The 23100-nt window shown below is 71.3% G+C and carries 18 protein-coding genes and 1 pseudogene; 11 read left to right on the top strand and 8 right to left on the bottom strand.

All coding sequences use genetic code 11. The features are described from left to right. Window positions 1-78: 78 nt before the first annotated feature. Window positions 79-1050 (bottom strand): response regulator, encoded by a 972-nt coding sequence (locus CKO43_RS13015; RefSeq protein WP_200378900.1) that lies wholly within the window; start codon window positions 1048-1050, stop codon window positions 79-81. Further along, window positions 1047-4502 carry an ATP-binding protein gene (locus CKO43_RS13010; RefSeq protein ID WP_200378899.1) on the bottom strand — a complete coding sequence of 1152 codons (3456 nt, stop codon included), beginning with the start codon at window positions 4500-4502 and terminating at the stop codon, window positions 1047-1049. The genes CKO43_RS13015 and CKO43_RS13010 overlap by 4 nt, the downstream gene beginning before the upstream one ends. A 66-nt stretch (window positions 4503-4568) precedes the next feature. Between CKO43_RS13010 and CKO43_RS13005 the strand changes: the two genes are divergently transcribed. The 3 genes from CKO43_RS13005 to ureC are packed head-to-tail and all read left to right on the top strand — an operon-like array spanning window position 4569 to window position 6966. Further along, on the top strand, window positions 4569-4871 hold the full coding sequence (locus tag CKO43_RS13005; RefSeq protein ID WP_200226101.1) for an urease subunit gamma: 303 nt from the start codon (window positions 4569-4571) through the stop codon (window positions 4869-4871). A gap of 8 nt (window positions 4872-4879) precedes the next feature. Further along, the gene (locus CKO43_RS13000) at window positions 4880-5185 is read left to right on the top strand and encodes an urease subunit beta (RefSeq protein WP_200226103.1); all 306 of its coding nucleotides are present in this window, start codon (window positions 4880-4882) and stop codon (window positions 5183-5185) included. Then, window positions 5185-6966, top strand: a complete 1782-nt coding sequence (ureC, locus tag CKO43_RS12995) for an urease subunit alpha (protein WP_200378898.1) — start codon at window positions 5185-5187, stop codon at window positions 6964-6966. Before CKO43_RS13000 ends, ureC begins: the two co-directional genes overlap by 1 nt. A gap of 138 nt (window positions 6967-7104) precedes the next feature. Here the strand turns inward: ureC and cphA are convergent, their stop codons facing one another. Next, window positions 7105-9690, bottom strand: coding sequence for a cyanophycin synthetase (gene cphA, locus CKO43_RS12990; protein WP_200226107.1), 2586 nt, complete (start codon window positions 9688-9690; stop codon window positions 7105-7107). An 11-nt stretch (window positions 9691-9701) separates the two neighbouring features. After that, window positions 9702-11858, bottom strand: a complete 2157-nt coding sequence (locus tag CKO43_RS12985) for a cyanophycin synthetase (protein ID WP_200378897.1) — start codon at window positions 11856-11858, stop codon at window positions 9702-9704. 121 nt (window positions 11859-11979) lie between these two features. Between CKO43_RS12985 and CKO43_RS12980 the strand changes: the two genes are divergently transcribed. Both CKO43_RS12980 and CKO43_RS12975 read left to right on the top strand, forming a co-directional pair. Further along, window positions 11980-14220, top strand: a complete 2241-nt coding sequence (locus tag CKO43_RS12980) for a cyanophycin metabolism-associated ABC transporter (protein ID WP_207185024.1) — start codon at window positions 11980-11982, stop codon at window positions 14218-14220. A gap of 11 nt (window positions 14221-14231) precedes the next feature. Then, window positions 14232-14702 (top strand): cyanophycin metabolism-associated DUF1854 family protein, encoded by a 471-nt coding sequence (locus tag CKO43_RS12975; RefSeq protein WP_200378896.1) that lies wholly within the window; start codon window positions 14232-14234, stop codon window positions 14700-14702. A 252-nt stretch (window positions 14703-14954) separates the two neighbouring features. Here CKO43_RS12975 and CKO43_RS12970 read toward each other — a convergent pair whose 3' ends face one another. From CKO43_RS12970 to CKO43_RS12955, 4 genes are all read right to left on the bottom strand, one after another. Further along, on the bottom strand, window positions 14955-15518 hold the full coding sequence (locus CKO43_RS12970; RefSeq protein WP_200378895.1) for an ORF6N domain-containing protein: 564 nt from the start codon (window positions 15516-15518) through the stop codon (window positions 14955-14957). 129 nt (window positions 15519-15647) lie between these two features. Then, entirely contained in the window at window positions 15648-16727 is a 1080-nt protein-coding gene (locus tag CKO43_RS12965; protein ID WP_200378894.1) for a tartrate dehydrogenase, read from the bottom strand. Between the two features lie 73 nt (window positions 16728-16800). Next, window positions 16801-17037: a DUF1653 domain-containing protein gene (locus CKO43_RS12960; RefSeq protein WP_200378893.1), complete on the bottom strand. Its 237-nt coding sequence runs from the start codon at window positions 17035-17037 to the stop codon at window positions 16801-16803. Continuing rightward, on the bottom strand, window positions 17034-17717 hold the full coding sequence (locus CKO43_RS12955) for a TetR/AcrR family transcriptional regulator (protein ID WP_200378892.1): 684 nt from the start codon (window positions 17715-17717) through the stop codon (window positions 17034-17036). The genes CKO43_RS12960 and CKO43_RS12955 overlap by 4 nt, the downstream gene beginning before the upstream one ends. Window positions 17718-17847: 130 nt before the next feature. Between CKO43_RS12955 and CKO43_RS12950 the strand changes: the two genes are divergently transcribed. The 6 genes and pseudogenes from CKO43_RS12950 to CKO43_RS12925 form a co-directional block, all read left to right on the top strand. Continuing rightward, a complete protein-coding gene (locus CKO43_RS12950; RefSeq protein ID WP_200378891.1) occupies window positions 17848-19059 on the top strand; it encodes a Tm-1-like ATP-binding domain-containing protein in 1212 nt (403 codons plus the stop codon). Between the two features lie 38 nt (window positions 19060-19097). Beyond that, complete coding sequence (locus tag CKO43_RS12945; RefSeq protein WP_200226127.1) at window positions 19098-19934, top strand: phosphoenolpyruvate hydrolase family protein; 837 nt, start codon at window positions 19098-19100, stop codon at window positions 19932-19934. A gap of 108 nt (window positions 19935-20042) precedes the next feature. Next, window positions 20043-20432 carry a 4a-hydroxytetrahydrobiopterin dehydratase gene (locus tag CKO43_RS12940; RefSeq protein WP_200378890.1) on the top strand — a complete coding sequence of 130 codons (390 nt, stop codon included), beginning with the start codon at window positions 20043-20045 and terminating at the stop codon, window positions 20430-20432. A 173-nt stretch (window positions 20433-20605) separates the two neighbouring features. Beyond that, window positions 20606-21610: a beta-ribofuranosylaminobenzene 5'-phosphate synthase family protein gene (locus tag CKO43_RS12935; protein ID WP_200378889.1), complete on the top strand. Its 1005-nt coding sequence runs from the start codon at window positions 20606-20608 to the stop codon at window positions 21608-21610. A gap of 20 nt (window positions 21611-21630) precedes the next feature. After that, window positions 21631-22545, top strand: coding sequence for an NAD(P)-dependent methylenetetrahydromethanopterin dehydrogenase (locus CKO43_RS12930; protein ID WP_200226133.1), 915 nt, complete (start codon window positions 21631-21633; stop codon window positions 22543-22545). 5 nt (window positions 22546-22550) lie between these two features. Then, window positions 22551-23100, top strand: a pseudogene (locus CKO43_RS12925) (ATP-grasp domain-containing protein); the annotation flags it as partial.

Raw genomic sequence — 23100 nt, 5'->3', positions numbered from 1 at the left:
GCCCGAAGGGCCGTCCCGGCGAAAGAGGAAGAGTGTTCCGCCCCGGCGACGAAGGTCAAGCGCCGTGCGACGAACGGCCTACGCGCCGCGACCAAGCTGCGGCACACGCGCCATCGCCAGCCCGGCGGCGGCGGTGCGGGTCTCGACGCCGAGCTTCTCGAACACGTGCTCCAGGTGCTTGGTGACGGTGCGGTGGCTGGTGCCGAGGATCTCGCCGATGTCGCGGTTGGTCTTGCCCTGCACCACCCAGTACAGCACCTCGGCCTCGCGCGCCGTCAGCTCCAGCGCCAGCGCCATCGCCTCGACGATGGCGGCGTCGTCGCTCTGGCGCAGCACCACCAGCCACTCGCCGCCGCCGGCCTCGGCGTCGTCCTCGGGCATCGGGTGCAGCGCGAAGCTGATGCGGCGCGCGCCGCGCGCCACCGTCAGCCCGGCCGGGTCGGCGCCGGCGCGGCGGCGCAAAGCCTCGCGTGCGACCCAGGCCATCAGCTCGGGCGGCGTCGCCGTGTCCTCGCCGCCGAAGTGTTCGGACAGCATGCGCCGCGCCAGCGCCGTCTGCCAGAGCCGGCGGCCGTCGCGCTCGCGCACCACCAGCGTCGCGTGGCCGAAGGCGTCGAGCGCGTTGCGCGCCTGGCGCTGGCTGCGCGCCTGATGCAGGTGGGCGGCAATGCGCGCCAGCACCTCGCGCGGACGGATGGGCTTGGTGACGTAGTCGGTGCCGCCGGCACCGAAGGCGGCGACCACGTGTTCGGTCTCGGTCAGGCCGGTCATGAAGACGATCGGGATCTGCGCCGTGTCGGCGTCGGCCTTGAGCCGGCGCGCGACCTCGAAACCGTCCAGGCCCGGCATCACCGCGTCCAGCAGCACGATGTCGGGCTGGGCGCGGGCCGCCAGCGCCAGCGCCGCTTCGCCCGAGGTGGCGACGAGCACGGTGTAGCCGGCTTCGTCGAGCGCGTCGTTGAGCAGCGCCAGGTTGTCGGGCACGTCGTCGACGACGAGCACGACGTCGGCGTCGCCGCGGGGCTCGTCCTCAGGCCGTTCGGGATTCATGGTGGGCATTTCGCCAGGATCTGGTTCATCGCTTCGTAATTGAACTGACGCGCCAGCAGGCGCATCTTGGCGGCAAAACCCGCGTGCGCGGGGTCGGCGGCCTCGATCAGGTCGAGCTGGCGCGCGACGCCGCGCACATGGCCCAGTTCGAGCGCGTCGCGCAGCGGGCGCAGCAGTTCGGCTGGCGGCAGCGCTGGATTCGCCGGCGGCGGTGCGGCCGGTTCGGGCGGGCGTTCGGCGACACGCCAGCTCAGACCCAGGCGCGCGCCCAGCCAGTCCAGCAGCTCGCCGACCCGCACCGGCTTGACGAGAAAGTCCTCGCCCGGCAGGCCGACGTCGTTGTCCAGGCGTTTGTCGAAGGCGTTGGCCGAGATCACCGCCACCGGCATCGTGTGGCCGGCGCCGCGCAGCCGGCGGATCGTCTCCCAGCCGTCGATGCCGGGCATCGCCAGGTCCATGAAGACCGCGTCGTATGGCGGGTCGGCGGCCAGGCGTTCGAGCGCTGCTTCGCCGCTGGCGGCGCCTTCGACCTCGAAACCCAGCGGCTGCAGCAGGTCGGCGACGAGGCGCCGGTCGGCTTCTTCGTTGTCGACCGCGAGCACGCGCCGCGGCGCGCCTTCGTAGCCGATGCGGCGCGCGTGCAGCGCCTCGACGCCCACGGCAGCGGCTTCGGGCAGGAACAGCCGGATGCGGAAGGTGCTGCCGGCACCGGGCGTGCTCGCCACCGTCATCTCGCCGCCCATCAGCTCGCAGAGCATGCGCGCGATCGTCAGCCCAAGGCCGGTGGAGCCGGCCGACTGGCCGCTGGCGGCCGAGCCGCGTTCGAAGGGTTCGAAGACACGCGCCAGTTCGTCGGGCGTCATGCCGGGGCCCGTGTCCTCGATCTCGAAACGCGCCATCTCGCGCTGGTGGGCGACCCGCAGCGTCACCTGGCCGGTCTGGGTGAACTTGATCGCGTTGCCCAGCAGGTTGATCAGGATCTGGCGCAGGCGCTTCTCGTCGGCGCGCACGACGGCCGGCAGCCGGCCCTCGACGACGAAGCGGAAAGCCAGCCCACGGCCGGCGGCCTGCAGCTCGAACAGGCGCGCGATCTCGGCCAGGCCGTCGGCAAAACGCATCGCGCGCACCTCCAGTGCCAGCTTGCCCGACTCGATGCGCGCGATGTCCAGCGTGCCTTCGATCAGGCTCAGCAGGTGGTCGCCGCCGCGGCGGATGACCGAGACCGCCTGGCGCCGGTGGGCCGGCATCGCCTCGTCCTCCTCCAGCAGCTGGGCGTAACCGAGGATGCTGTTGAGCGGCGTGCGCAGCTCGTGGCTGATGGTGGTGATGTAGCGGCTCTTGGCGCGGTTGGCGGCTTCGGCGTGGCCGCGGGCACGGTCGGCTTCCTCGCGCGCGGCCTGCAGCGCGGCGTCGGTGCGTGCGTGCGACTCGATCTCGCGCTGCAGCGCCAGCGTCTGGCGGTTGGACTCCTCCTGCGCCGCGACGCGGCTGCGGTGCGCCAGCACGCCCCACCAGACGCCGATGCCGGCGGCGATCCACAGCAGCAGGAAGCTGCTGACGAAGCCTTGCGCCAGGGTCGGCCCCAGGACCGCCGCCTGATCGCCCAGCAGGCGCAGCGCCTGGCGGTGGGCGATGCCCAGCACCAGCGCCAGCAGCGGCGTGACGATGCCCATCAGCAGCAGGTAGTCGGCGAGCCCAGCGTCGAGCTGCGGCGCCATGCGCGCCGGCAGCAGCCGGCCGAGCAGCGCGCGCCACTGCGCCATCAGCTTGGCCTGCGGTTTGCACAGGTCGTGGCAGCGCGCGTCCAGCGTGCAGCACAGGCTGCAGATCGGCGCCTGGTAGGCCGGGCAGAAGGCCATGTCCTCGACCTCGTACTCGCTCTCGCAGACCGTGCAGCGGTGGCGCAGCCGGGCGTAGCGGCCGTCGGCGGCGGCGCCTTCGGCGACGATCGGGATGCTGCCCGCCGGCAGCGTGCTGCTGCGCGCCAGGTAGTAGCGGCCCTTGGTCGCCCAGGCGATCAGCGGCGAGGCGACGAAGGCGGTGACGAGCGCGATCGCCGCCGAATAAGCCTGCGCCAGTTCGCCGAAGGCGCCCAGGTGCGCCGCCACCGACAGCAGCGAGGCGATGCCCATCGCGCCGACACCCACCGGGTTGATGTCGTAGAGATGCGCACGCTTGAACTCGATGCCCGGCGGCGACCAGCCCAGCGGCTTGTTGACGACGAGGTCGGCCACCACCGCCATCATCCAGGCGATGGCGACGTTGGCGTACAGGCCGAGCACGTGCGACAGCGCCTGGAAGACGTTCATCTCCATCAGCACCAGCGCGATGCCCGTGTTGAACACCATCCAGACCACGCGCCCCGGGTGCGCATGCGTCAGCCGCGAGAAGAAGTTGCTCCAGGCCAGCGAGCCGGCGTAGGCGTTGGTGACGTTGATCTTCAGCTGCGAGACGAGCACGAAGGCCGCCGTCACCGCGACCGCGAGGCCGTAGTCGGAGAACACGGTCTCGTAGGCCGCCAGGTACATCTGGTTCGGGTCGACGGCACGTTCGGGCGGCACCATGCGCGTGATCGCCAGATAGGCCAGCAGCGCGCCGCCCAGCATCTTCAGCACGCCCGGCAGCACCCAGCCGGGGCCGCCGGCCAGCACCGCCAGGTGCCAGCGCCAGCCGCGGCGCTCGGGCATGAACCGCAGGTAGTCGGCCTGCTCGCCCATCTGCGTGATGAGCGCGATGCCGACCGTGGTCGCGGCGCCGAAGGCGAGCACGTCGAAGCTCGCCGCACCGTGTTCACCGCCGTAGCTCGTCAGGCCCGCCAGCAACTCGGGCTCGGCGCGGAAGACGAAGACATAGGGCACGACCAGCATCGCCAGCCACAGCGGCTGGGTCCAGACCTGCAGCCGGCTGATCGCGGTGACGCCGTGCGTCACCAGCGGGATCACGACCAGCGCGCAGAGCAGGTAGCCAAGCGCCGGCGGGATGTCCAAGGCCAGCTCCAGCGCATAGGCCATCACCGCCGCTTCGAGCGCGAAGAAGATGAAGGTGAAGCTCGCGTAGATCAGCGAGGTGATGGTCGAGCCGATGTAGCCGAAGCCGGCGCCGCGGGTCAGCAGGTCCATGTCGACGCCGTGGCGCGCGGCGTAGACGCTGATCGGCCAGCCGGCGAGAAAGATCACCAGGCCCGTGGCCAGGATCGCCAGCGCCGCGTTGACGAAGCCGTGCTGCACCAGCAGCGTCGCGCCGACGGCTTCGAGGATCAGGAAAGACGAGGCGCCGAAGGCGGTGTTGGCCACCCGCCACTCGCTCCAGCGCCGGAACGAACGCGGCGTGAAACGCAGCGCGTAGTCCTCGATGGTCTCGCGCGCCACCCAGGCGTTGTAGTCGCGGCGCGTCTTCACCACGCGCTGCGGCGCTTCGTTCGGGGCGGCAGCGGGGTCGGCCTGGGGACTCATCGAGGCATGGCAATCAAGAAGCGCACCAGCCTTGACATGGCGCCGGACTTGCAGAGAAATCCGCCCATGGACCTGACCCCGAGAGAAAAGGACAAGCTGCTGATCTTCACCGCCGCGCTGCTGGCCGAACGCCGCCAGGCGCGCGGGCTGAAGCTCAACGTGCCGGAGGCCATCGCGCTGATCACCGCCGCCATCCTGGAAGGCGCGCGCGACGGGCGCACGGTGGCCGAGCTGATGAGCGCCGGCAAGCAGGTGCTGTCGCGCGCCGAGGTGATGGACGGCGTGCCCGAGCTGATCCCCGAGATCCAGGTCGAGGCCACCTTCCCCGACGGCACCAAACTGGTGACGGTGCACCAACCGATCGCATGAGGGCGGCCATGATTCCCGGAGAACTGCTGACCGACGACGGCGAGCTGACGCTGAACCCCGGCCGCCCGGCGCTGACCCTGGTGGTCGAAAACGCTGGCGACCGGCCGATCCAGGTCGGCTCGCACTATCACTTCGCCGAGACCAACCCGGCGCTGCGTTTCGACCGCGCCGCCGCCCGCGGCATGCGCCTGGACATCGCCAGCGGCACCGCGGTGCGTTTCGAGCCCGGCCAGCAGCGCACCGTGCAGCTGGTGCCCTACGCCGGCGAGCGCCGCGTCTGGGGCTTCCGCGGCGACATCCAAGGGGCCTTGTGATGAGCACCACCATCGGCCGGCGCGCCTACGCCGAGATGTACGGCCCGACCGTGGGCGACCGCCTGCGCCTGGCCGACACCGAGCTGATCGTCGAGATCGAAGCCGACTACACGCTGCGTGCCGGCGGTTACGGCGAAGAAGTGAAGTTCGGCGGCGGCAAGACCATCCGCGACGGCATGGGCCAGGGCCAGGCGGTCAACGGCCCCGGCCACCACGAGGCCTGCGACTGCGTCATCACCAACGCCGTCATCGTCGACCACTGGGGCATCGTCAAGGCCGACATCGGCCTGAAGGGCTGCCGCATCGCCGCCATCGGCAAGGCCGGCAACCCCGACGTGCAGCCGGGTGTCGACATCGTCATCGGCCCTGGCACCGAGATCATCGCCGGCGAAGGGATGATCGTCACCGCCGGCGGCATCGACAGCCACATCCACTTCATCTGCCCGCAGCAGATCGACGAAGCGCTGAACTCGGGCGTGACGACGATGCTGGGCGGCGGCACCGGCCCGGCCACCGGCACCTTCGCGACCACCTGCACACCGGGGCCGGAGAACCTGCACCGCATGCTGCAGGCGGCCGACGCCTTCGCGATGAACCTCGGTTTTCTCGGCAAAGGCAACGCCAGCCGGCCCGAGGCGCTGAGCCAGCAGATCGCCGCCGGCGCCATCGGCCTGAAGCTGCACGAGGACTGGGGCACGACGCCGAGCGCGATCGACAACTGCCTGGACATCGCCGAGGCCACCGACACCCAGGTCTCGATCCACAGCGACACGCTCAACGAGTCGGGTTTCGTCGAGGACACGATCGCCGCGACGCACGGGCGCACGCTCTGCGCCTTCCACACCGAAGGCGCCGGCGGCGGCCACGCGCCCGACATCCTGCGGGTCGCCGGCGAGCCCAACTTCCTGCCCAGCAGCACCAACCCGACCATGCCCTACACCGCGAACACGGTGGACGAGCACCTGGACATGCTGATGGTCTGCCACCACCTCGACGCCGGCATCGCCGAGGACCTGGCATTCGCCGAAAGCCGCATCCGGCGCGAGACCATCGCCGCCGAGGACGTGCTGCACGACCTGGGTGCGATCAGCATGATGAGCAGCGACAGCCAGGCCATGGGCCGGGTCGGCGAAGTCATCATCCGCACCTGGCAGACGGCGCACAAGATGAAGCTGCAGCGCGGCTGGCTCCAGGCCCCCTCTCCCGCAGCGCGGGAGAGGGCGGGGGGTGAGGGCGGTGTCGCGGAGCAGAACTCCCGCAACGACAACTTCCGCGTCAAGCGCTACGTCGCCAAATACACGATCAACCCGGCGATTGCCAACGGCATCAGCCACGAGGTCGGTTCGGTCGAAATCGGCAAATGGGCCGACCTGGTGCTGTGGAAGCCGGCGTATTTCGGCGTCAAGCCCAGCCTGGTCTTGAAGGGCGGCTTCATCGCCACTGCGGCGATGGGCGACCCCAACGCCAGCATCCCGACGCCGCAGCCGGTGCATTACCGGCCGATGTTCGGCAGCTACGGCCGCGCACGCACGGCGACATCGCTCACCTTCGTCAGCCAGGCGGCGCTGCGTGCCGACATCGGCGACGAACTCGGCCTGGCCAAGCGCCTGGCCGCGGTGCAGCACTGCCGCAGCGTGAAGAAGGGCGACATGGTGCACAACGGCTGGCTGCCGAAGATGGAGATCGACCCGCAGACCTACGAGGTGCGGGCCGACGGGCAGCTGCTGACCTGCGAGCCGGCGACCGTCCTCCCGCTCGCCCAGCGCTACTTCTTGTTTTAGCCCCCAAGCTCGCTGACGCTCGCTACCCCCCAAGGGTGCCGTCCGCCGACGGACCGGCAAAGCCGGTCCGTGGCGGGAAGCTTGATGGGCGAACCAGCGTCTGCAACGCGTGCTCGCTGACCGGCCCTGGCCGGGGCCTCAGGCCGGCACCGGCTCCGAAGCTTCGGCGATGCGGCGCTCCAGGTGCGCCAGCGCTTCTTCGACCTGGTCGACGAGCACCAGGCACAGGTCACCGGGCTGCAGCGCCTCGAGCGCGCGGTCGATGGCGACGAACTCGCCGTGGATCTCGTCGACCTGGCTCGTGCGCGGCGCGTCGCGCAGTCCCTGGCGCAGCAGCGCCATCACCTCGCCGTCACCGCGGCCGCGCTGGGCGGCGTCCTGGTACAGCAGCACGCTGTCGAAGGCCGCGCCCAGGATCTGCGTCTGCTCGCGGATGTCCTGGTCGCGGCGGTCGCCGGCGGCGCTGATGACGACCGAGCGCCGGTTGGCCGGCATCGCCTCGACGGCACCGACCAGCGCCCGCATCGCGTCCGGGTTGTGGCCGTAGTCGGCGATGATGGTCGCGCCGCGGTAGTCCATGACGTTGAAACGCCCCGGCGCGTTGTGCGCGTCGTTGACGAAACTCGCCAGGCCGGCGCTGACGGCGTCGAAGGACAGCCCGCAGCCCCAGGCCGCGGCAACTGCGGCGAGCGCGTTCTCGACCTGGAAGCCGATGGTGCCGCCGCGTGTCAGCGGCACCTCGCGCAGCGGCAGCTGGGCGCGGGCCGAACCTTCGACGGCGACGATGTGGCCGTGTTCGACGAAGACCGACCGTTTGCCCTGGGCGCGGTGCGCGACCAGAGCCGGGTGGTGGCCGTCGACCGCGAACAGGATCACGCCGCCCGGGCAGTGCTGGGCCATGGCCAAGGTGATCGGGTCGGCGGCGTTGAGCACCGCGAAGCCGCTCTCGGCGACGTTCTGCACGACGACTCGCTTCAGCACCGCCAGGTCCTCGACGGTGGTGATGTAGTTCAGCCCGAGGTGGTCGCCGGCGCCGACGTTGGTGACGACGGCGACCTGGCAGCGGTCGAAACCCAGGCCTTCGCGCAGCATGCCGCCGCGCGCGCATTCGAGCACCGCAGCTTCGGTGTCGGGGTGCATCAGCACGTTGCGCGCGCTCTTCGGGCCGCTGCAGTCGCCGCTGTCGATCTGGTGGCCGTCGACCCAGACGCCGTCGGTGTTGGTCATGCCGACCTTCAGCCCGGCGGCGGCGAAGAGCTGCGCGATCAGCCGCGTCACCGTGGTCTTGCCGTTGGTGCCGGTGACGGCGACGACCGGCACGCGCCCGTCCTGGCCGACCGGGAACAGGCGCTCGACGATGGCTTCGCCGACCGGCCGCGGCTTGCCGAAGCTCGGCGCCAGGTGCATGCGCAGCCCGGGCGCGGCGTTGACCTCGACGACGCCGCCGCGCTGCCGCTCCAGCGGCACGCCGACGGTCTCGCAGACGACGTCGACGCCGCAGATCTCGAGCCCGACCATGCGCGCCGCCGACACCGCACGCGCGGCGACCTCGGGGTGCACGTCGTCGGTGACGTCGGTGGCGCTGCCGCCGGTGCTGAGGTTGGCGTTGTGGCGCAGCACGACCCGCTGGCCGTTGGCCGGCACGGCGTCGGGCGCCAGGCCCTGCAGGTCCAGGCGCGCCAGCGCGATGTCGTCCAGGCGGATGCGTGTCAGCGCGTTGGCATGGCCGTCGCCGCGGCGCGGGTCGGCGTTGACGATGTCGACCAGCTGGCGCACCGTGTGCACGCCGTCGCCGACGACGTAAGGCGGGTCGCGGCGCGAAGCGGCGACCAGCTTCTCGCCGACGACCAGCAGGCGGAAGTCGTGGCCGGGCAGGAACTGCTCGACCATGACTTCGCCGATCTCGTCGGCGGCGCGGTAGGCGATCTCGTAGTGGGCGCGGTCGGCGACGTTGACGGTGACGCCCTTGCCCTGGTTGCCGTCGCGCGGCTTGACGACGATGGGCAGGCCCAGATCCAGCGCCGCGGCCCAGCCGTCTTCCAGGTCCTTGACCGGACGGCCGCGCGGCACCGGCACGCCGGCGGCGGCGAGCAGGCGTTTCGTCAGGTCCTTGTCCTGGGCGATGGCCTCGGCCACGGCGCCGGTGGAATCGACCTCGGCGGCCCAGATGCGGCGCTGGCGCGCGCCCCAGCCGAACTGCACCAGGCTGCCTTCGGTCAGGCGGCGGTACGGGATGCCGCGCACCAGCGCGGCGTTGACGATGGAGCCGGTGCTCGGGCCCAGGCGCACGTCCTCGTCGATCGCCCGCAGCTGCGCGACCGCGGCTTCGGTGTCGAAAGCCTGGCCGCCGGCGGCCGCGGCGAGCAGCTGCTGCGCCAGCTCGAGCGCACGCCGGCCGACCTTCTCTTCGGTGTATTCGACGACGATCTGGTAGACGCCGTCCTCGGGTGCGAGCGCGGTGCGCGAAAAGCTGACGCGGCAGCCGGCACGCGCCTGCAGCGCCAGCGTCAGGTGTTCCAGCCAGCGCGCCAGCGGCACGGCCTCGGCGGTGCCGACGGCGCGCAGCGGGCCGACTTCGGGCAGCAGTTCGCGCAGCCGGCGCTCCAGCGGGGCGCCGCGCTCGATCGCGCGTTCCTCGGGCGCGCAATGCACCACGGCTTCGATCGCCGTCTGCCGGCTCCAGAGATTGGGACCGCGCAGCGCGCGGATTCGGGTGACGTCCATGACGGGTGCCTTCAGCGGGTCTCGGCAGGGGATTGGGCTTCGAAGGTGTCGATGCCGGCGGCCAGCAGCGCCGGCGCCAGGCCGAAGGCCCAGGCGGCGGCGACGGCCGGCAGCAGCACCGCCGGCGGCAGCACGCTGCGGCCACGCAGCGCCAGCGGCGTCTCGGCATGGCCTTCGCAGAGCCAGATGCGGCCGTCGCGCAGCAGCACGGCCTGCCCGCCGCGCTCCAGGTGCGCGGCCAGCGGCGCCGCCTCGGTGGCGTAGAGCGTGATCTCGCCGTCGCAATGGTCGGCGAGCGCGGCGATACGTTCGTCGTCGGCGTTGAGCACGCCGATGCCGTCGCCGAGCACGACGTCCATCTGCGTGCGCAGCACACGCGGCAGGTCGCCGGCTTCGTGGATGTCGTGGCGCTCCAGCGCCTGGGCACCGTCGAGGTCGGTGACGACGCCGATGCGGCAGCGGTCGTAGACCAGGCCTTCGTCGAGGATGGTGGCGGCGCCGTTCTCGAACACCGCGGTGTCGATGTCGCGGTTGAGCAGCAGGCGCTCGGAGATCGTGCCGTGGGTCGCGTCGCGTTCGTCGACGCGGCGCGTGTTCAGGAACAGGCCGTCGCGGCAGGCCAGGCCGACGTGGCGGCCCGAGAGCTGCAGCAGCCAGGCGACGAGCCGCGCCAGCGGCGTCGCCACCGCGTCGCCGCCGGCGATGCCGACGATCGGGATGCGGCCGTCGTCGCCGGGCGGGAACAAGCGGTCGATGATCGCCTTGCCCACCGGGCGCGGCGAGCCGACCGCGGGCTTGGTGTGCGCCAGCAGGCCCGGGCCGGCGTTGACCTCGACTACCGCCGCCTGCTGCGCCCGCAGCGGCCGCGAGATGTCCTGGGCGACGAGGTCGATGCCGGCGATGTCCAGGCCGACGGTGCGTGCCGCCAGCGAGGCGATGCGCGCGAAATCGGGGTGGACTTCGTCAGTGCAGTCGTTGGCGACGTTGCCGTTGCGCTGGATCAGCACGCGGCGGCCGGCGGCCGGCACGTCGTCCGGGCCCAGGCCCTGGCGGCGCAGGTCGACGAGGATCGCGCCGTCCTCGCGCACGCGGATGCGGCCCAGCGGGTGGTCCTCGGTCTCGCCGCGGCGCGGGTCGCTGTTGAGCTGCTCGTCGACGAGCGCGGCCACGGCCTGGCGGCCGTCGCCGACGATCCAGGCGGCTTCGCCGCGCGCGGCAGCGACGAGCTTGCCGTCGACCACCAGCAGCCGGTGTTCGTCGCCGGGGATGTAGCGCTCGACGATGACCTCGCTGCCTTCTTCGGCAGCCAGGGTGTAGGCGGCCTCGATCTGCTCGCGCGTGGACAGGTCCAGCGTGACGCCACGGCCGTGGTTGCCGTCGCTGGGCTTGACGGCCACCGGCAGGCCGACGTCCTCGGCCGCGTCCCAGGCTTCGGCGGCACTGCCGACGATGCGGCCATCGGGCACCGGCACGCCGACGGCGGCGATCAGGCGCTTGGTCAGGTCCTTGTCGCGGGCGACGCCTTCGGCGATCGCGCTGGTGCGGTCGGTCTCGGCGGTCCAGATGCGGTGCTGGCGGTTGCCCTGGCCGAGCTGCACCAGGTTGCCGTCGTTCAGACGCAGGTGCGGGATGCGGCGCTCGGTGGCGGCGGCGACGATGTGCGCGGTGCTGGGGCCCAGGTAGGCCTCGTCGATCGCGTCGCGCACCGCCTGCACCGCCGCCGGCACGTCCAGCGGCGCGGCGTTGATCACCGCCATCAGCAGCCGGTGGCCGTGTTCCAGCGCGCAGCGCGCGACGGCCTCGTCGCGCGCCCGGAACACCATGCGGTAGACGCCGGTGCGCGAGGTGCTGCGCGTCTGGCCGAAGCCGGTGGGCATGCCGGCCAGGTTCAGCAGCTCGATGATCACGTGCTCGAGCACGTGGCCCATCCAGGTGCCGGCGTTCAGGCGCAGCAGGAAGCCGCCGCGTTCGCCGACACCGCAGTGGTGTTCTTCCAGCGCCGGCAGCGCAGCCAGCAACCGGTCGACAAAACCGGGCAGCTTGTCCGACGGATGCTGCTCGAGTTCGCCCAAGTCGAGCCAGACCTCCAGCGCCGAACGGTAGGTCCAGAGATTGGGGCCGCGCAGGTACGTCGCGCGCAGCAGGCGGATATCGTCGAAAGTCTTCATCTTTTTCGTGCAATCACGCCGCTTCGGCGCACGGCGGCGCGGATTATTCGCAGATGGCGGTCGGCGTACCGCCTGGTCGGCGCGTTACGCGACAATCGCGCGCCCGCCGCTTTTCCGACCCATGCCTTCATCCGATCCGTCTCCTGTGCTCGTCGCGACGCCTTCGACGCCGCTCGAACCAGGGGAAAACGCACTGGCCAGCCTGGACGTTGACCTGGACGCGTCGGAGCGCTTCGCCAGCAGCGAAATAGTTCTCACCGATCGCCGTCTGCTCGCCCGCGACACCGCCGGTGGCTGGCGCGCCTGGCCGATTTCGCCCGCGCTCACCCTGCAGCACGCCGACCAGGGCGGCGTCGGCCAGCTCTCGCTGCACGACGACTCGGCGCGCCTGGCCGTCTGGCGCTACACGCTCGGCCACGACCCGGACGCGCTGCGCCTGCTGGCGCTGTTCGAGCGCCAGCGCCGGCGCCTAGCCGCCGGCGACGCCGAGCCCGAAGACGAAGCCGAGGCCGAAGAAACCGACTTCGGCGTCGAGTCCGCCGTGCCGCCGTCGACCTGGGTGCTGCTGCGCCTGGGCCGTTTCGCCAAGCCCTACCGCTGGCAGCTGGCGCTGGGTTTCGTGCTGACGCTGGCGGCGACCGCGGCGTCGCTGGTCGCGCCCTATCTGACGATCCCGCTGATGGACGAGGTGCTGATCCCGTACCAGAACGGCAAGCAGATCGACACCGTGCTGGTGTGGAAGCTGCTGGCCGGGCTGCTGGGCGCCGCGCTCGTCGCCTGGGCGCTGGGCTGGCTGCGCACCTGGCTGCTGGCGCTGGTCAGCGAACGCATCGGCGCCGACCTGCGCACCGCCACCTTCGACCACCTGCTGCGGCTGTCGCTGGACTATTTCGGCAGCAAACGCACCGGCGACCTGATGTCGCGCATCGGCAGCGAGTCCGACCGCATCTGCGTCTTCCTGTCGCTGCACGCGCTGGACTTCGCCACCGACGTGCTGATGATCGTGATGACGGCGACCATCCTGTTCAGCATCAACCCGTCGCTGGCGCTGGTGACGCTGCTGCCGCTGCCTTTCATCGCCTGGATGATCCACCTGGTGCGCGACCGGCTGCGCACCGGCTTCGAGAAGATCGACCGCGTCTGGGGCGAGGTGACGAGCGTGCTCGCCGACACCATTCCCGGCATCCGCGTCGTCAAGGCCTTCGCCCAGGAACAGCGCGAGGCCGAGCGCTTCCGCCGCGCCAACCGCGCCAACCTCGAGGTCAACGACAAGCTGAACAAGACCTGGAGCCTGTTCACGCCGACGGTGTCGCTGCTGACCGAGATCGGCCTGCTCGTCGTCTGGGCCTTCGGCATCTGGCTGGTGAGCCGCAACCAGATCACGGTCGGCGTGCTGACCGCCTTCATCGCCTACATCGGCCGCTTCTACGGCCGGCTCGATTCGATGAGCCGCATCGTCTCGGTGACGCAGAAGGCCGCGGCCGGCGCCAAGCGCATCTTCGACATCCTCGACCACGTCAGCAACGTGCCCGAGCCGGCGCAGCCGGTGAAGATCGAGCGCATGCAGGGCGGGCTGTCACTGCAGGGGCTGGGGTTCCGCTACGGCAGCCGGGCGGTGATCCGCGGCGTCGATCTCGAGATCCGCCCGGGCGAGATGATCGGCCTGGTCGGCCACAGCGGCTCGGGCAAGAGCACGCTGGTCAACCTGATCTGCCGCTTCTACGACGTCACCGACGGCGCGATCAAGGTCGACGGCGTCGACCTGCGGCGTTTCGGCGTCGCCGACTACCGGCGCCACATCGGTCTGGTGCTGCAGGAGCCCTTCCTGTTCTTCGGCACCGTGGCCGAGAACATCGCCTACGGCAAACCCGGCGCGACGCGCCAGGAGATCGTCGCCGCGGCGCGTGCCGCGCACGCGCACGAGTTCATCCTGCGCCTGCCGCACGGCTACGACTCGCTGGTCGGCGAACGCGGCCAGGGGCTGTCGGGCGGCGAGCGCCAGCGCATCTCGATCGCACGCGCGCTGCTGATCGACCCGCGCATCCTGATCCTCGACGAGGCCACCTCCTCGGTCGATACCGAGACCGAGAAGGAGATCCAGAAGGCGCTGGACAACCTGGTGCAGGGGCGCACGACGATCGCCATCGCCCACCGGCTGTCGACGCTGCGCCGCGCCGACCGGCTGGTGGTGATGGACCGCGGCCGCATCGTCGAGGTCGGCACCCACGACGAGCTGCTGGCGCGCGAAGGCGCCTACTGGCGGCTGTACGAGGCGCAACTGCGCCAGGTCGACGAAAGCGGCGTCGATCACGGCCCGCTGCCGGCGCCGGTGCCGGCGGCGCATCCGGCGGGCATGGTCTGAGGACGAAGCCGATGAACGACATCCTGGACATCCGCCTCACGCGCGACCCGCACGGCCGGCTGGTGCTGCACGACGCCGAAGGTGACCACGTCGGCGTGCAGCCGGTGCGCGCTTTCCCGCTGACCGATGCCGATGGCCCGGTGTCGGTGGTCGGCCCCGACGGCCGCGAGCGGCTCTGGATAGACCGCCCCGAGACGCTGCCGCAAGAAGCCCGGGCCGTGCTGGCCGAAGAACTGGCGCGGCGCGAGTTCGCGCCGGTGATCCAGCGCCTGGTCGAGGTCTCGACCTTCTCGACGCCCAGCACCTGGACCGTGGTGACGGATCGTGGCCCGGCCAGCCTGGTGTTGAAGGGCGAGGAAGACATCCGCCGCCTGGGCGGCAGCGCCTTGCTCGTCACCGACAGCCACGGCATCGGCTACCGCATTGCCGACGCGAAGGCGCTGGATCGGCGGTCCAAGCGCTTGCTCGAGAGGTTTCTTTGAGCCCCCGAGCTCGCTAGCGCTCGCTACCCCCCGAGGGGGCCGTCCGCCGACGGTCCGGCGGAGCCGGACCGTGGCGGGAAGCTTGATGGCGGATGACGCGGTGTTTTGGCGGCGCTCGCTGACATCGCTGACATCGCTGACATCGCTGACATCGCTGACATCGCTGACATCGCTGCCGCGGCCTGCAAGGCCGCCCACCGCCCACGACGTGCGGCTCTACCGCGCTCCCATCGGCTATTCGTTCCGGTCCCCTTAGGGTACGAACCCGATCGGCCGCTTGGGCGGATCGGGCGGCGTCATCAGCTCGCGCAGGGCGTCAAAGACCTGCTTGAGCTGGTTGCGCGTGTTTCGGCTGAAGGTGTCGTGGTGCATCGCCAGCGCCTCGGTTTTCTCTTCCAACTCGGCCAAGCGTTTGGCCAGGTCGCCGTGCGTCGCCGCCAGCTCACGCATGTGCACGAAGGCTCGCACCACGTACACCGAGACCTCGATGGCGCGCGGGCTGCTCAGCAGGTTCGCGGCCATGATCGTTCCATGCTCGGTGAAGGCATAGGGCAGGTACTTGCGGTGCCGGCCGCGCCCGCCGGGCGCCGCGTCCAAGGTCGCAAACTGCGACCTTAGAGCCGCCCACTCCTGGGCGGTGAGCTGGAACATGAAGTCGGCCGGGAACTTGGCCAAGTTGCGCCGAACCGCCTCGTTGAACCGCTTGGTCTCGACCTCGTAAAGCGCGGCCAGGTCAGCGTCCAGCAGCACGCGCTGGCCACGCACGGTGGCGATGCGCAACGTGATCGCCTCGGGCGCGAGCAGTTGCGTGCTCATGGAACCGAGCCGCCTGTCGCGCCGCGCACGCGCATTTCGAGGCTAGCCACTCTGCCGGCCTCCTGTCCGGCACTGTGTGCGCCGCCGACGCCACCGGCAAGGCGGGACTCGTCCCCCGAAGGGGCGCGCTCAGATCAGTGCCGCCACCGCCGCGCCGAGCTCGCTGGTGCTGGCCGTGCCGCCCAGGTCGCGCGTGCGCGGGCCCTCGCGCAGCACGGTCTCGATCGCGCCGACGATGGCGTCGTGCGCGGCGCGGCCGGCGCCCTGGCCGGCGGTCAGGAAGTCCAGCAGCAGCGCGCCCGACCAGATCATCGCGATCGGGTTGGCGATGTTCTGGCCGAAGATGTCGGGCGCCGAGCCGTGCACCGGCTCGAACAGCGACGGGAAACGCCGCTCCGGGTTCAGGTTCGCCGACGGCGCCAGGCCGATGGTGCCGGCAGTGGCCGGCCCCAGGTCGGACAGGATGTCGCCGAACAGGTTGCTGGCGACGACGACGTCGAAACGCTGCGGCTGCAGCACGAAACGCGCGGCCAGGATGTCGATGTGCTGCTTGTCGACCTGCACCTGCGGGAAGGCCCTGGCCATCTCGTCGGCGCGTGAATCCCACCACGGCATGCTGATCGCGATGCCGTTGCTCTTGGTCGCCACCGTCAGGTGCCGGCGCGCGCGCGAAGCCGCCAGTTCGAACGCGTACTTCAGCACCCGGTCGGTGCCGTGGCGGCTGAAGACCGACTCCTGGATCACGATCTCGCGCTCGGTGCCGGCGAACATCGTGCCGCCGAGGTTGGTGTACTCGCCCTCGGTGTTCTCGCGCACGATCAGGTAGTCCAGGTCGCCCGGCTTGCGCCCGGCCAGCGGACAGGGCACGCCGTCGAATAGCCGCACCGGGCGCAGGTTCACGTACTGGTCGAACTCGCGCCTGAACTTCAGCAGGCTGCCCCAGAGCGAGACGTTGTCGGGCACCGCGGCCGGCCAGCCGACGGCGCCGAAGAAGATCGCGTCCATGCCGGCGAGTTGCTGCTTCCAGTCGGCCGGCATCATCGTGCCGTGTTCGAGGTAGTAGTCGCAGCTGGCCCATGCGATGTCGGTCAGCTCGAGCTGCAGGCCGAAACGTTCGGCCGCGCGCCGCAGCACGCGCACGCCCTCGGGCGCGACTTCCTGGCCAATGCCGTCTCCGGGGATGACGGCGATGCGATACGGGCGGTTCATGCGGCTCCTGGCGGTGTCGAGGCGGCGGCGATGCTAAACGCGCGCGCCGCCACGCGCCGGCGCAGGGTCGGCCTCAGCCGACGCGCTCGAAACGCGGCCGCAGCCGGCCATCGAGCTCGACGGCTTCGCCGAACATCGCGAACGGCCGCACCCAGGTGTCGGCGCTGGCGTACAGCGGCCGGTACAGCACCAGCGGCTCCAGCGTCTCGCTGTGGCGCACGACGCCCAGCACCTCGTACTCGCCGCCCTTGTAGTGGCGGTAGCGGCCGGCCGCGATCGTCGGCAGCGGTGGCAGGCTGTCGTCTTTCATGTAGAGACTTTCGTGCGTGTGCGGCGCGCCGGTGGCGCAGCCTCGGCCTCGCGCAAGGAACTCGTGACCAGCGCGTCGGCCATCCAGGCGACGATGGCGTCGACCTCGGCGTCGGCCAGGCCCCAGATGTCCTTCAGCACGACGCGCGGCTCGATGCCGTAGAGCACCGACAGCGCCCGGTGCAGCCGCTCCAGCGCCGCCGCCGGCAGCACCGGCTGCAGCGGCGCCAGCGCGTGCGCGAGGATGCCGACGCGGTGGCCGCGCCGGTACGGCACCTCGTCGAGCAGGCCGGCACGTTCGCGCGCCCAATGCTCCAGCGCCAGCTGCGCGGCGGCGCGCATCTGCGGCTCGAACTCGCGAAAACGCGGAAAGGTCGACTCGAACAGCTCGGCCACGCGGCGGCGGCCGTCGGGCTCGGCCGAGTCGAAGCAACGCAGCGGACCGAGCGAGACGTCGATCACCGCGGTGATCAGCGCGCTGCGGCTGGGGAAGTAGCGGTAGGCGGTGGCACGCGAGACCTGGGCGCGGCGTGCGACCTCGGGCAGCGTCGGCACCTGGCCTTCGCGGATCAGCAGCATCGCCGCCTCCAGCAGCAGCCGGCGCGTGGCGCCGCGGATGCCGCCTTCGATCTCGACGACCGGCGGCGGCGCGGGCAGGGGCTGGCGGGTGGTCTTCGACATCGCGGCAACGGCGGGCGTGGTCAGGATTGCAACACAAGTCCGCCGATGAGACACTTGTCTCACCCTTTTACCCCCTATCTCAGCCGTCGCGCGTGAGCTCGCGTTCCTGCTCGGCGCCCCAGGAGCTCCCATGATCTCGTCCGCATCGAGCCCCCGCCTGGCCTACGTCGCCGGCACCTTCGACACCAAGGCGCGCGAACTCGGCTACCTGGCCGAGCGCCTGGCGGCGATGGGCGTTCCCGTCTGCACCGTCGACCTGTCGACCAGCGGCTGCGAGTCGGCCGCCGACGTCCGGCCGCAGGAAGTGGCGCTGCACCACCCGCAGGGCGGCGCCGGCGTCTTCACCGGCGACCGCGGCAGCGCGGTGACGGCGATGGCGCTGGCCTTCGAGAACTTCATCCTCACCCGCACCGACGTCGGCGGCCTGCTGTCGGCCGGGGGCTCGGGCGCCACCGCGCTGGCGACGCCGGCGATGCGTGCGCTGCCGGTGGGCGTGCCCAAGCTGATGGTCAGCACCGTCGCCTCGGGCGACGTGCGGCCCTACGTCGGCCCGAGCGACATCTGCATGATGTATTCGGTCACCGACGTGCAGGGCCTGAACCGCATCAGCCAGCGTGTGCTGGCCAACGCCGCGCACGCGCTCGGCGGCATGGTGCTGGAGCGCGCCGAGGTGCTGGCCACCAAGCCGGCCATCGGCCTGACGATGTTCGGCGTCACCACGCCCTGCGTGCAATCGGCCACCGCGCTGCTGGAGGCCGACTACGACTGCCTGGTCTTCCACGCCACCGGCACCGGTGGCCAGTCGATGGAGAAGCTCGCCGACTCGCGGCTGCTGGCCGGCGTCATCGACGTCACGACGACCGAGATCGCCGACGAGCTGATGGGCGGCGTCTTCAGCGCCGGCGCCGAGCGCCTGGACGCGATCGCGCGCAGCCGCGTGCCTTATGTCGGCAGCTGCGGCGCGCTGGACATGGTGAACTTCGCCGCGCTCGAGACCGTGCCGGTGCGCTACCGCGAGCGCAAGCTCTACCGCCACAACGCCAACGTGACGCTGATGCGCACCAGCGTCGATGACAACGTCGCGATCGGCCGCTTCCTCGCCGAGAAGCTCAACCGCATGACCGGCCCGGTGCGTTTTTTCCTGCCTGAAGGCGGCGTCTCGATGCTCGACGCACAAGGCCAGCCCTTCTGGGACCCGGCCGCCGACCAGGCGCTGTTCGACACCCTCGAGATCGAGTTCCACGCCAGCGCCGAGCGCCAGCTGCTGCGTTCGCCGCTGCACCTGAACGACCCGGGCTTCGCCGCCCAGCTCGTGCACGCCTTCAAGGAGATCGCCGGCTGACAGCCGGTGCCGCCAGCCCCGAAAGAGAGAGACGCACCATGGCACGCATTCCCCGACAGCAGATCCTCGAGAGCTTTCGCGCCCAGATCGCGCGCGGCGAACCCATCATCGGCGGCGGCGCCGGCACCGGGCTGTCGGCCAAGTGCGAAGAAGCCGGCGGCATCGACCTGATCGTGATCTACAACTCGGGCCGCTACCGCATGGCCGGGCGCGGCTCGCTCGCCGGGCTGCTGGCTTACGGCAACGCCAACGAGATCGTGCTCGACATGGCGCGCGAGGTGCTGCCGATGGTGCGGCACACGCCGGTGCTGGCCGGCGTCAACGGCACCGACCCCTTCATGCTGCGCGAGCACTTCCTGCAGCAGCTGATCGCGGTCGGCTTCTCGGGCGTGCAGAACTTCCCGACGGTCGGCCTGATCGACGGCAACTTCCGCGCGAACCTGGAAGAGACCGGCATGGGCTACGGCCTGGAAGTCGACATGATCCGCGCGGCGGCGGAGCTGGACCTGCTGACCACGCCCTACGTCTTCGACGAGACCAGCGCCGCCGACATGGCGCGCGCCGGCGCCGACATCATCGTGCCGCACATGGGGCTGACGACCGGCGGCGCGATCGGCGCCGAGACCGCGCTGACGCTGGCCGACTGCGTGCCGCGCATCAATGCCTGGGCCGAGGCCGCACGCCGCGTGCGCCCCGACATCATCGTGCTCTGCCACGGCGGCCCGATCGCCCAGCCCGAGGACGCACACTACATCCTCGAGCACTGCCCCGTCGTCGACGGCTTCTACGGCGCTTCCAGCATGGAGCGGCTGCCGGTCGAAGGCGCACTGGTCGAGCAGACGAAGAAGTTCAAGGCGATCGTGCGCTCGCGCTGACGGCGCCCGAGGCCGCGGCGGCGGAAACCCCGCCGCCGTGTCGCCCGACGCCGCATGCCATCGTCGCGGCCGACCGCCCCGCACCGCGGGCGCAGCAAGGACCGCACGATGAGCACCTGGCGCAGAAAGCCGGCGAACGAACCGTTCACCGACGACGAAACCGAAGCCCGGCTGAAGGACGAACTGCCAGGCTGGACGCTGGAAGGCGGCTGGATCCGCCGCAAGTTCAAGACCTCGGGCTGGAAGGGCACGCTGATGGTCGTCAACACCGTCGGCCACCTCGCCGAGGCCGCCTGGCACCACCCCGACCTGGCGGTCTCCTACGCCTTCGTCACGGTGAAGCTGCAGACGCACGACGCCAAAGGCATCACCGAGAAGGACTTCGCGCTGGCGAAGAAGATCGACGAGGTCGTGATGTGGCAGCCCGGCCGCGAGGCCGAGCCGGTGTTCGAAGGCACGCCCGACGACCCGCGTTTCAAGTACATCAAGTACGACTGAGGGCCGCGCGCTGGGTTGACACAGTGTCCCCGGCGCGGCACAGCGGCCGGGCCGGGAGCCTCGTTTTGCGCGGGTAATCCCGGGGTTCGGGGCCCCGCCAGACCCCGCACCGACAGGGAACATGTCTTGCAATGAACGGGCATGCACCTCCCGCTTCCTGCGGCCCGCCGGCCATGATCTCGACGCTGCCCGCCCGCGCCGATGCCCTCGCGCGTGTCGCAGTGCGCGCGCCCGGCCGGCTGCACCTGGGTTTCCTCGACCCGGCGGGCACGCTGGGCCGGCGTTTCGGCAGCCTGGGGCTCGTGATAGACGGTTTCGAGACCGAGCTCGAGCTCGGATTCGCGGAACACGACTCGGCCTGCGCCGACAGCGACGACGGCCAGGCCGAACTCGGGCGTGCGCTCGAGCACCTGCGCCTGCTGCGCGAGCGCAGCGGCCACGACGCGCCGCTGGCGCTGCGCCTCGTGCGTGTGCTGCCGCCGCACGCCGGTTTCGGCTCGGGCACCCAGCTCGCGCTGGCGCTGGGCCGCGCCTTCGCACGCCTGCACGCGCTGGAGCTGACGACGCCGCAGCTCGCCGCCTGGCTGGGCCGCGGCCGGCGTTCGGGCATCGGCATCGCCGGTTTCGACGCCGGCGGGCTGATCGTCGACGGTGGCCCGGGACGCGACGGCGCGCCGGCACCGGTGCTCGCGCGGCTGGCGCTGCCTGCGGCCTGGCGTGTGATCGTCGTGCGCCATCCAGGGCGCCGCGGTCTGTCAGGCGACGAAGAGAAGCGCGCCATCGCCGCGCTACCGCCGCTGCCCCTCGAAGGCGCAGCCGAACTCTGCCACCAGGTGCTGATGCGCGTGCTGCCGGGCGCCGCGGGCGACGACTTCACCGCGTTTGCCGCCGGACTGAACCGCGTACAGGACCTGCTCGGCGGCCACTTCGCGCCGGCCCAGGACGGCAGCGCCTACACCAGCGCCGAGGTCGGCCGGCTGCTGCAGTGGATCCGCAGCGAAGCCGGCGACGCCGCCGCCGTCGGCCAGAGTTCCTGGGGCCCGACCGGCTTCGCGATCCTGCCCTCGGCCGCCGCCGCGGCGCGGCTGCTCGACGCGGCGCTGGCCGCCGGCGTCGTCTCCCCGGCGCTGGCCATCACCACCGTGGCCGCCCGCGCCCACGGCGCCCGCGTCGCCTGACCTCTTCGAAGAGCGAAACGATGGAACGTCCGTACATCCTGCACATGTTCACGCCGGGCAAACAGATGAGCCCGTTCGACGTCAACATGGCCGCCGACGCCGGCTACCAGATCATCGTGCCCTATGGCGAAGTCGGTCTGGACGCGGTCGCTGGCATGACGCAGGACGCGATCTTCTCGCGCGGCCCCAAGGGCGTCGCACGCACCGGCATCTTCATCGGCGGGCGCGACGCGCTGCTCGCCGCCGACATGCTGAAGAAGGCTCAGGCGGCGATGGTCAAACCCTTCGTCGTCTCGCTGATGGCCGACCCGAGCGGCGCCTACACCACCGCCGCGGCGATGGTCGCCTGCGTCGAGCAGGCGCTGAAGAAGAGCGGCGCCGGCCTCGCCGGCCAGCGCATCGTCGTGCTCGGCGGCACCGGGCCGGTGGGACGCATCGCCGCCGTCATCGCCGCCCAGGCCGGCGCACGCGTGCTGCTGTCCAGCCGCCAGGGCATAGACGCCGCCGAGGAGGCGGCGAGCGAGACCGCGAAACACTTCGGCGTCACGCTGCACGGCATCTCGGGCGGCGACGCCAACGCGGTGCGTCACTCGCTGGCCGAGGCCGACGTCGTGCTCTCCTGCGCCAAGGCCGGCGTGCAGGCGGTGTCGGCCGAGGACCTGAAACACGCGCTCGCGCTGAAGGTCGCCGCCGACGTCAACGCGGTGCCGCCCGAAGGCATCGCCGGTGTCGGCGTGATGGACGACGCCAAGCCGCTGGCCGGAACGTCGGCGCTTGGCATAGGCGCGCTGGCGATCGGCAACGTCAAGTACCAGACCCAGCACCGGCTGCTGCAGCGCATGCGCGAGGCCGACAAAGCCGTCTGCTACAGCTTCGGCGACGCCTTCGAGACCGCTCGCGGCTGGCTGGCGGAGAAGGCGGGCGCCAGCAGCTGAGCCTGATGCTCGCCGTCGCCGCCCTGTCCGCGCGTGCGCTGGTCGAACTGGCGGCGCTGGACGGCCAGCGTGTCGTCGCGCTCGACTGCTTCGGCGACGCCGACACCGTACAGCGTGCCGCCCACTGGCAGACCATCGGCACGCCCGGGCGGCTGGAGATCGACGGCGAGACCCTGCTGGCGGCGCTGCAGCGCCTGGCGCTGAACGGCGGTGTCGAAGGCTGGATCGCCGGTGCCGGTTTCGACGGCCGGCCCGAGCTGCTGCAGGCCGGCGCCGAACGCCTGCCGCTGATCGGCACAGCCGGCGCCGACCTGGCGCGCTTGCGCGATCCGCGGGCCTTCTTTGCCGCGCTCGACGAAGCCGGCATCGCCCACCCGGAGGTGTCGTTCACGCCGCCGGCCGAGCCCGCCGGCTGGCTGCGCAAGGACAGCGGCGGCAGCGGCGGCTGGCATGTGCAGCCGGCGTCACGCGAAGACCGGGCCGGGACACCCGGCTGCTACTGGCAGCGCTGGCGCCCCGGGCATCCGATGTCGGCGTCGCGGCCGTTGGCCACCA

Source organism: Rubrivivax gelatinosus, from assembly GCF_016583785.1.
In the GTDB taxonomy this organism is placed as follows: Bacteria; Pseudomonadota; Gammaproteobacteria; order Burkholderiales; family Burkholderiaceae_C; genus Rubrivivax; species Rubrivivax gelatinosus_B.
Note: the sequence above shows the minus strand (reverse complement) of the source record. Positions and strands in the feature narration are given on the sequence as shown.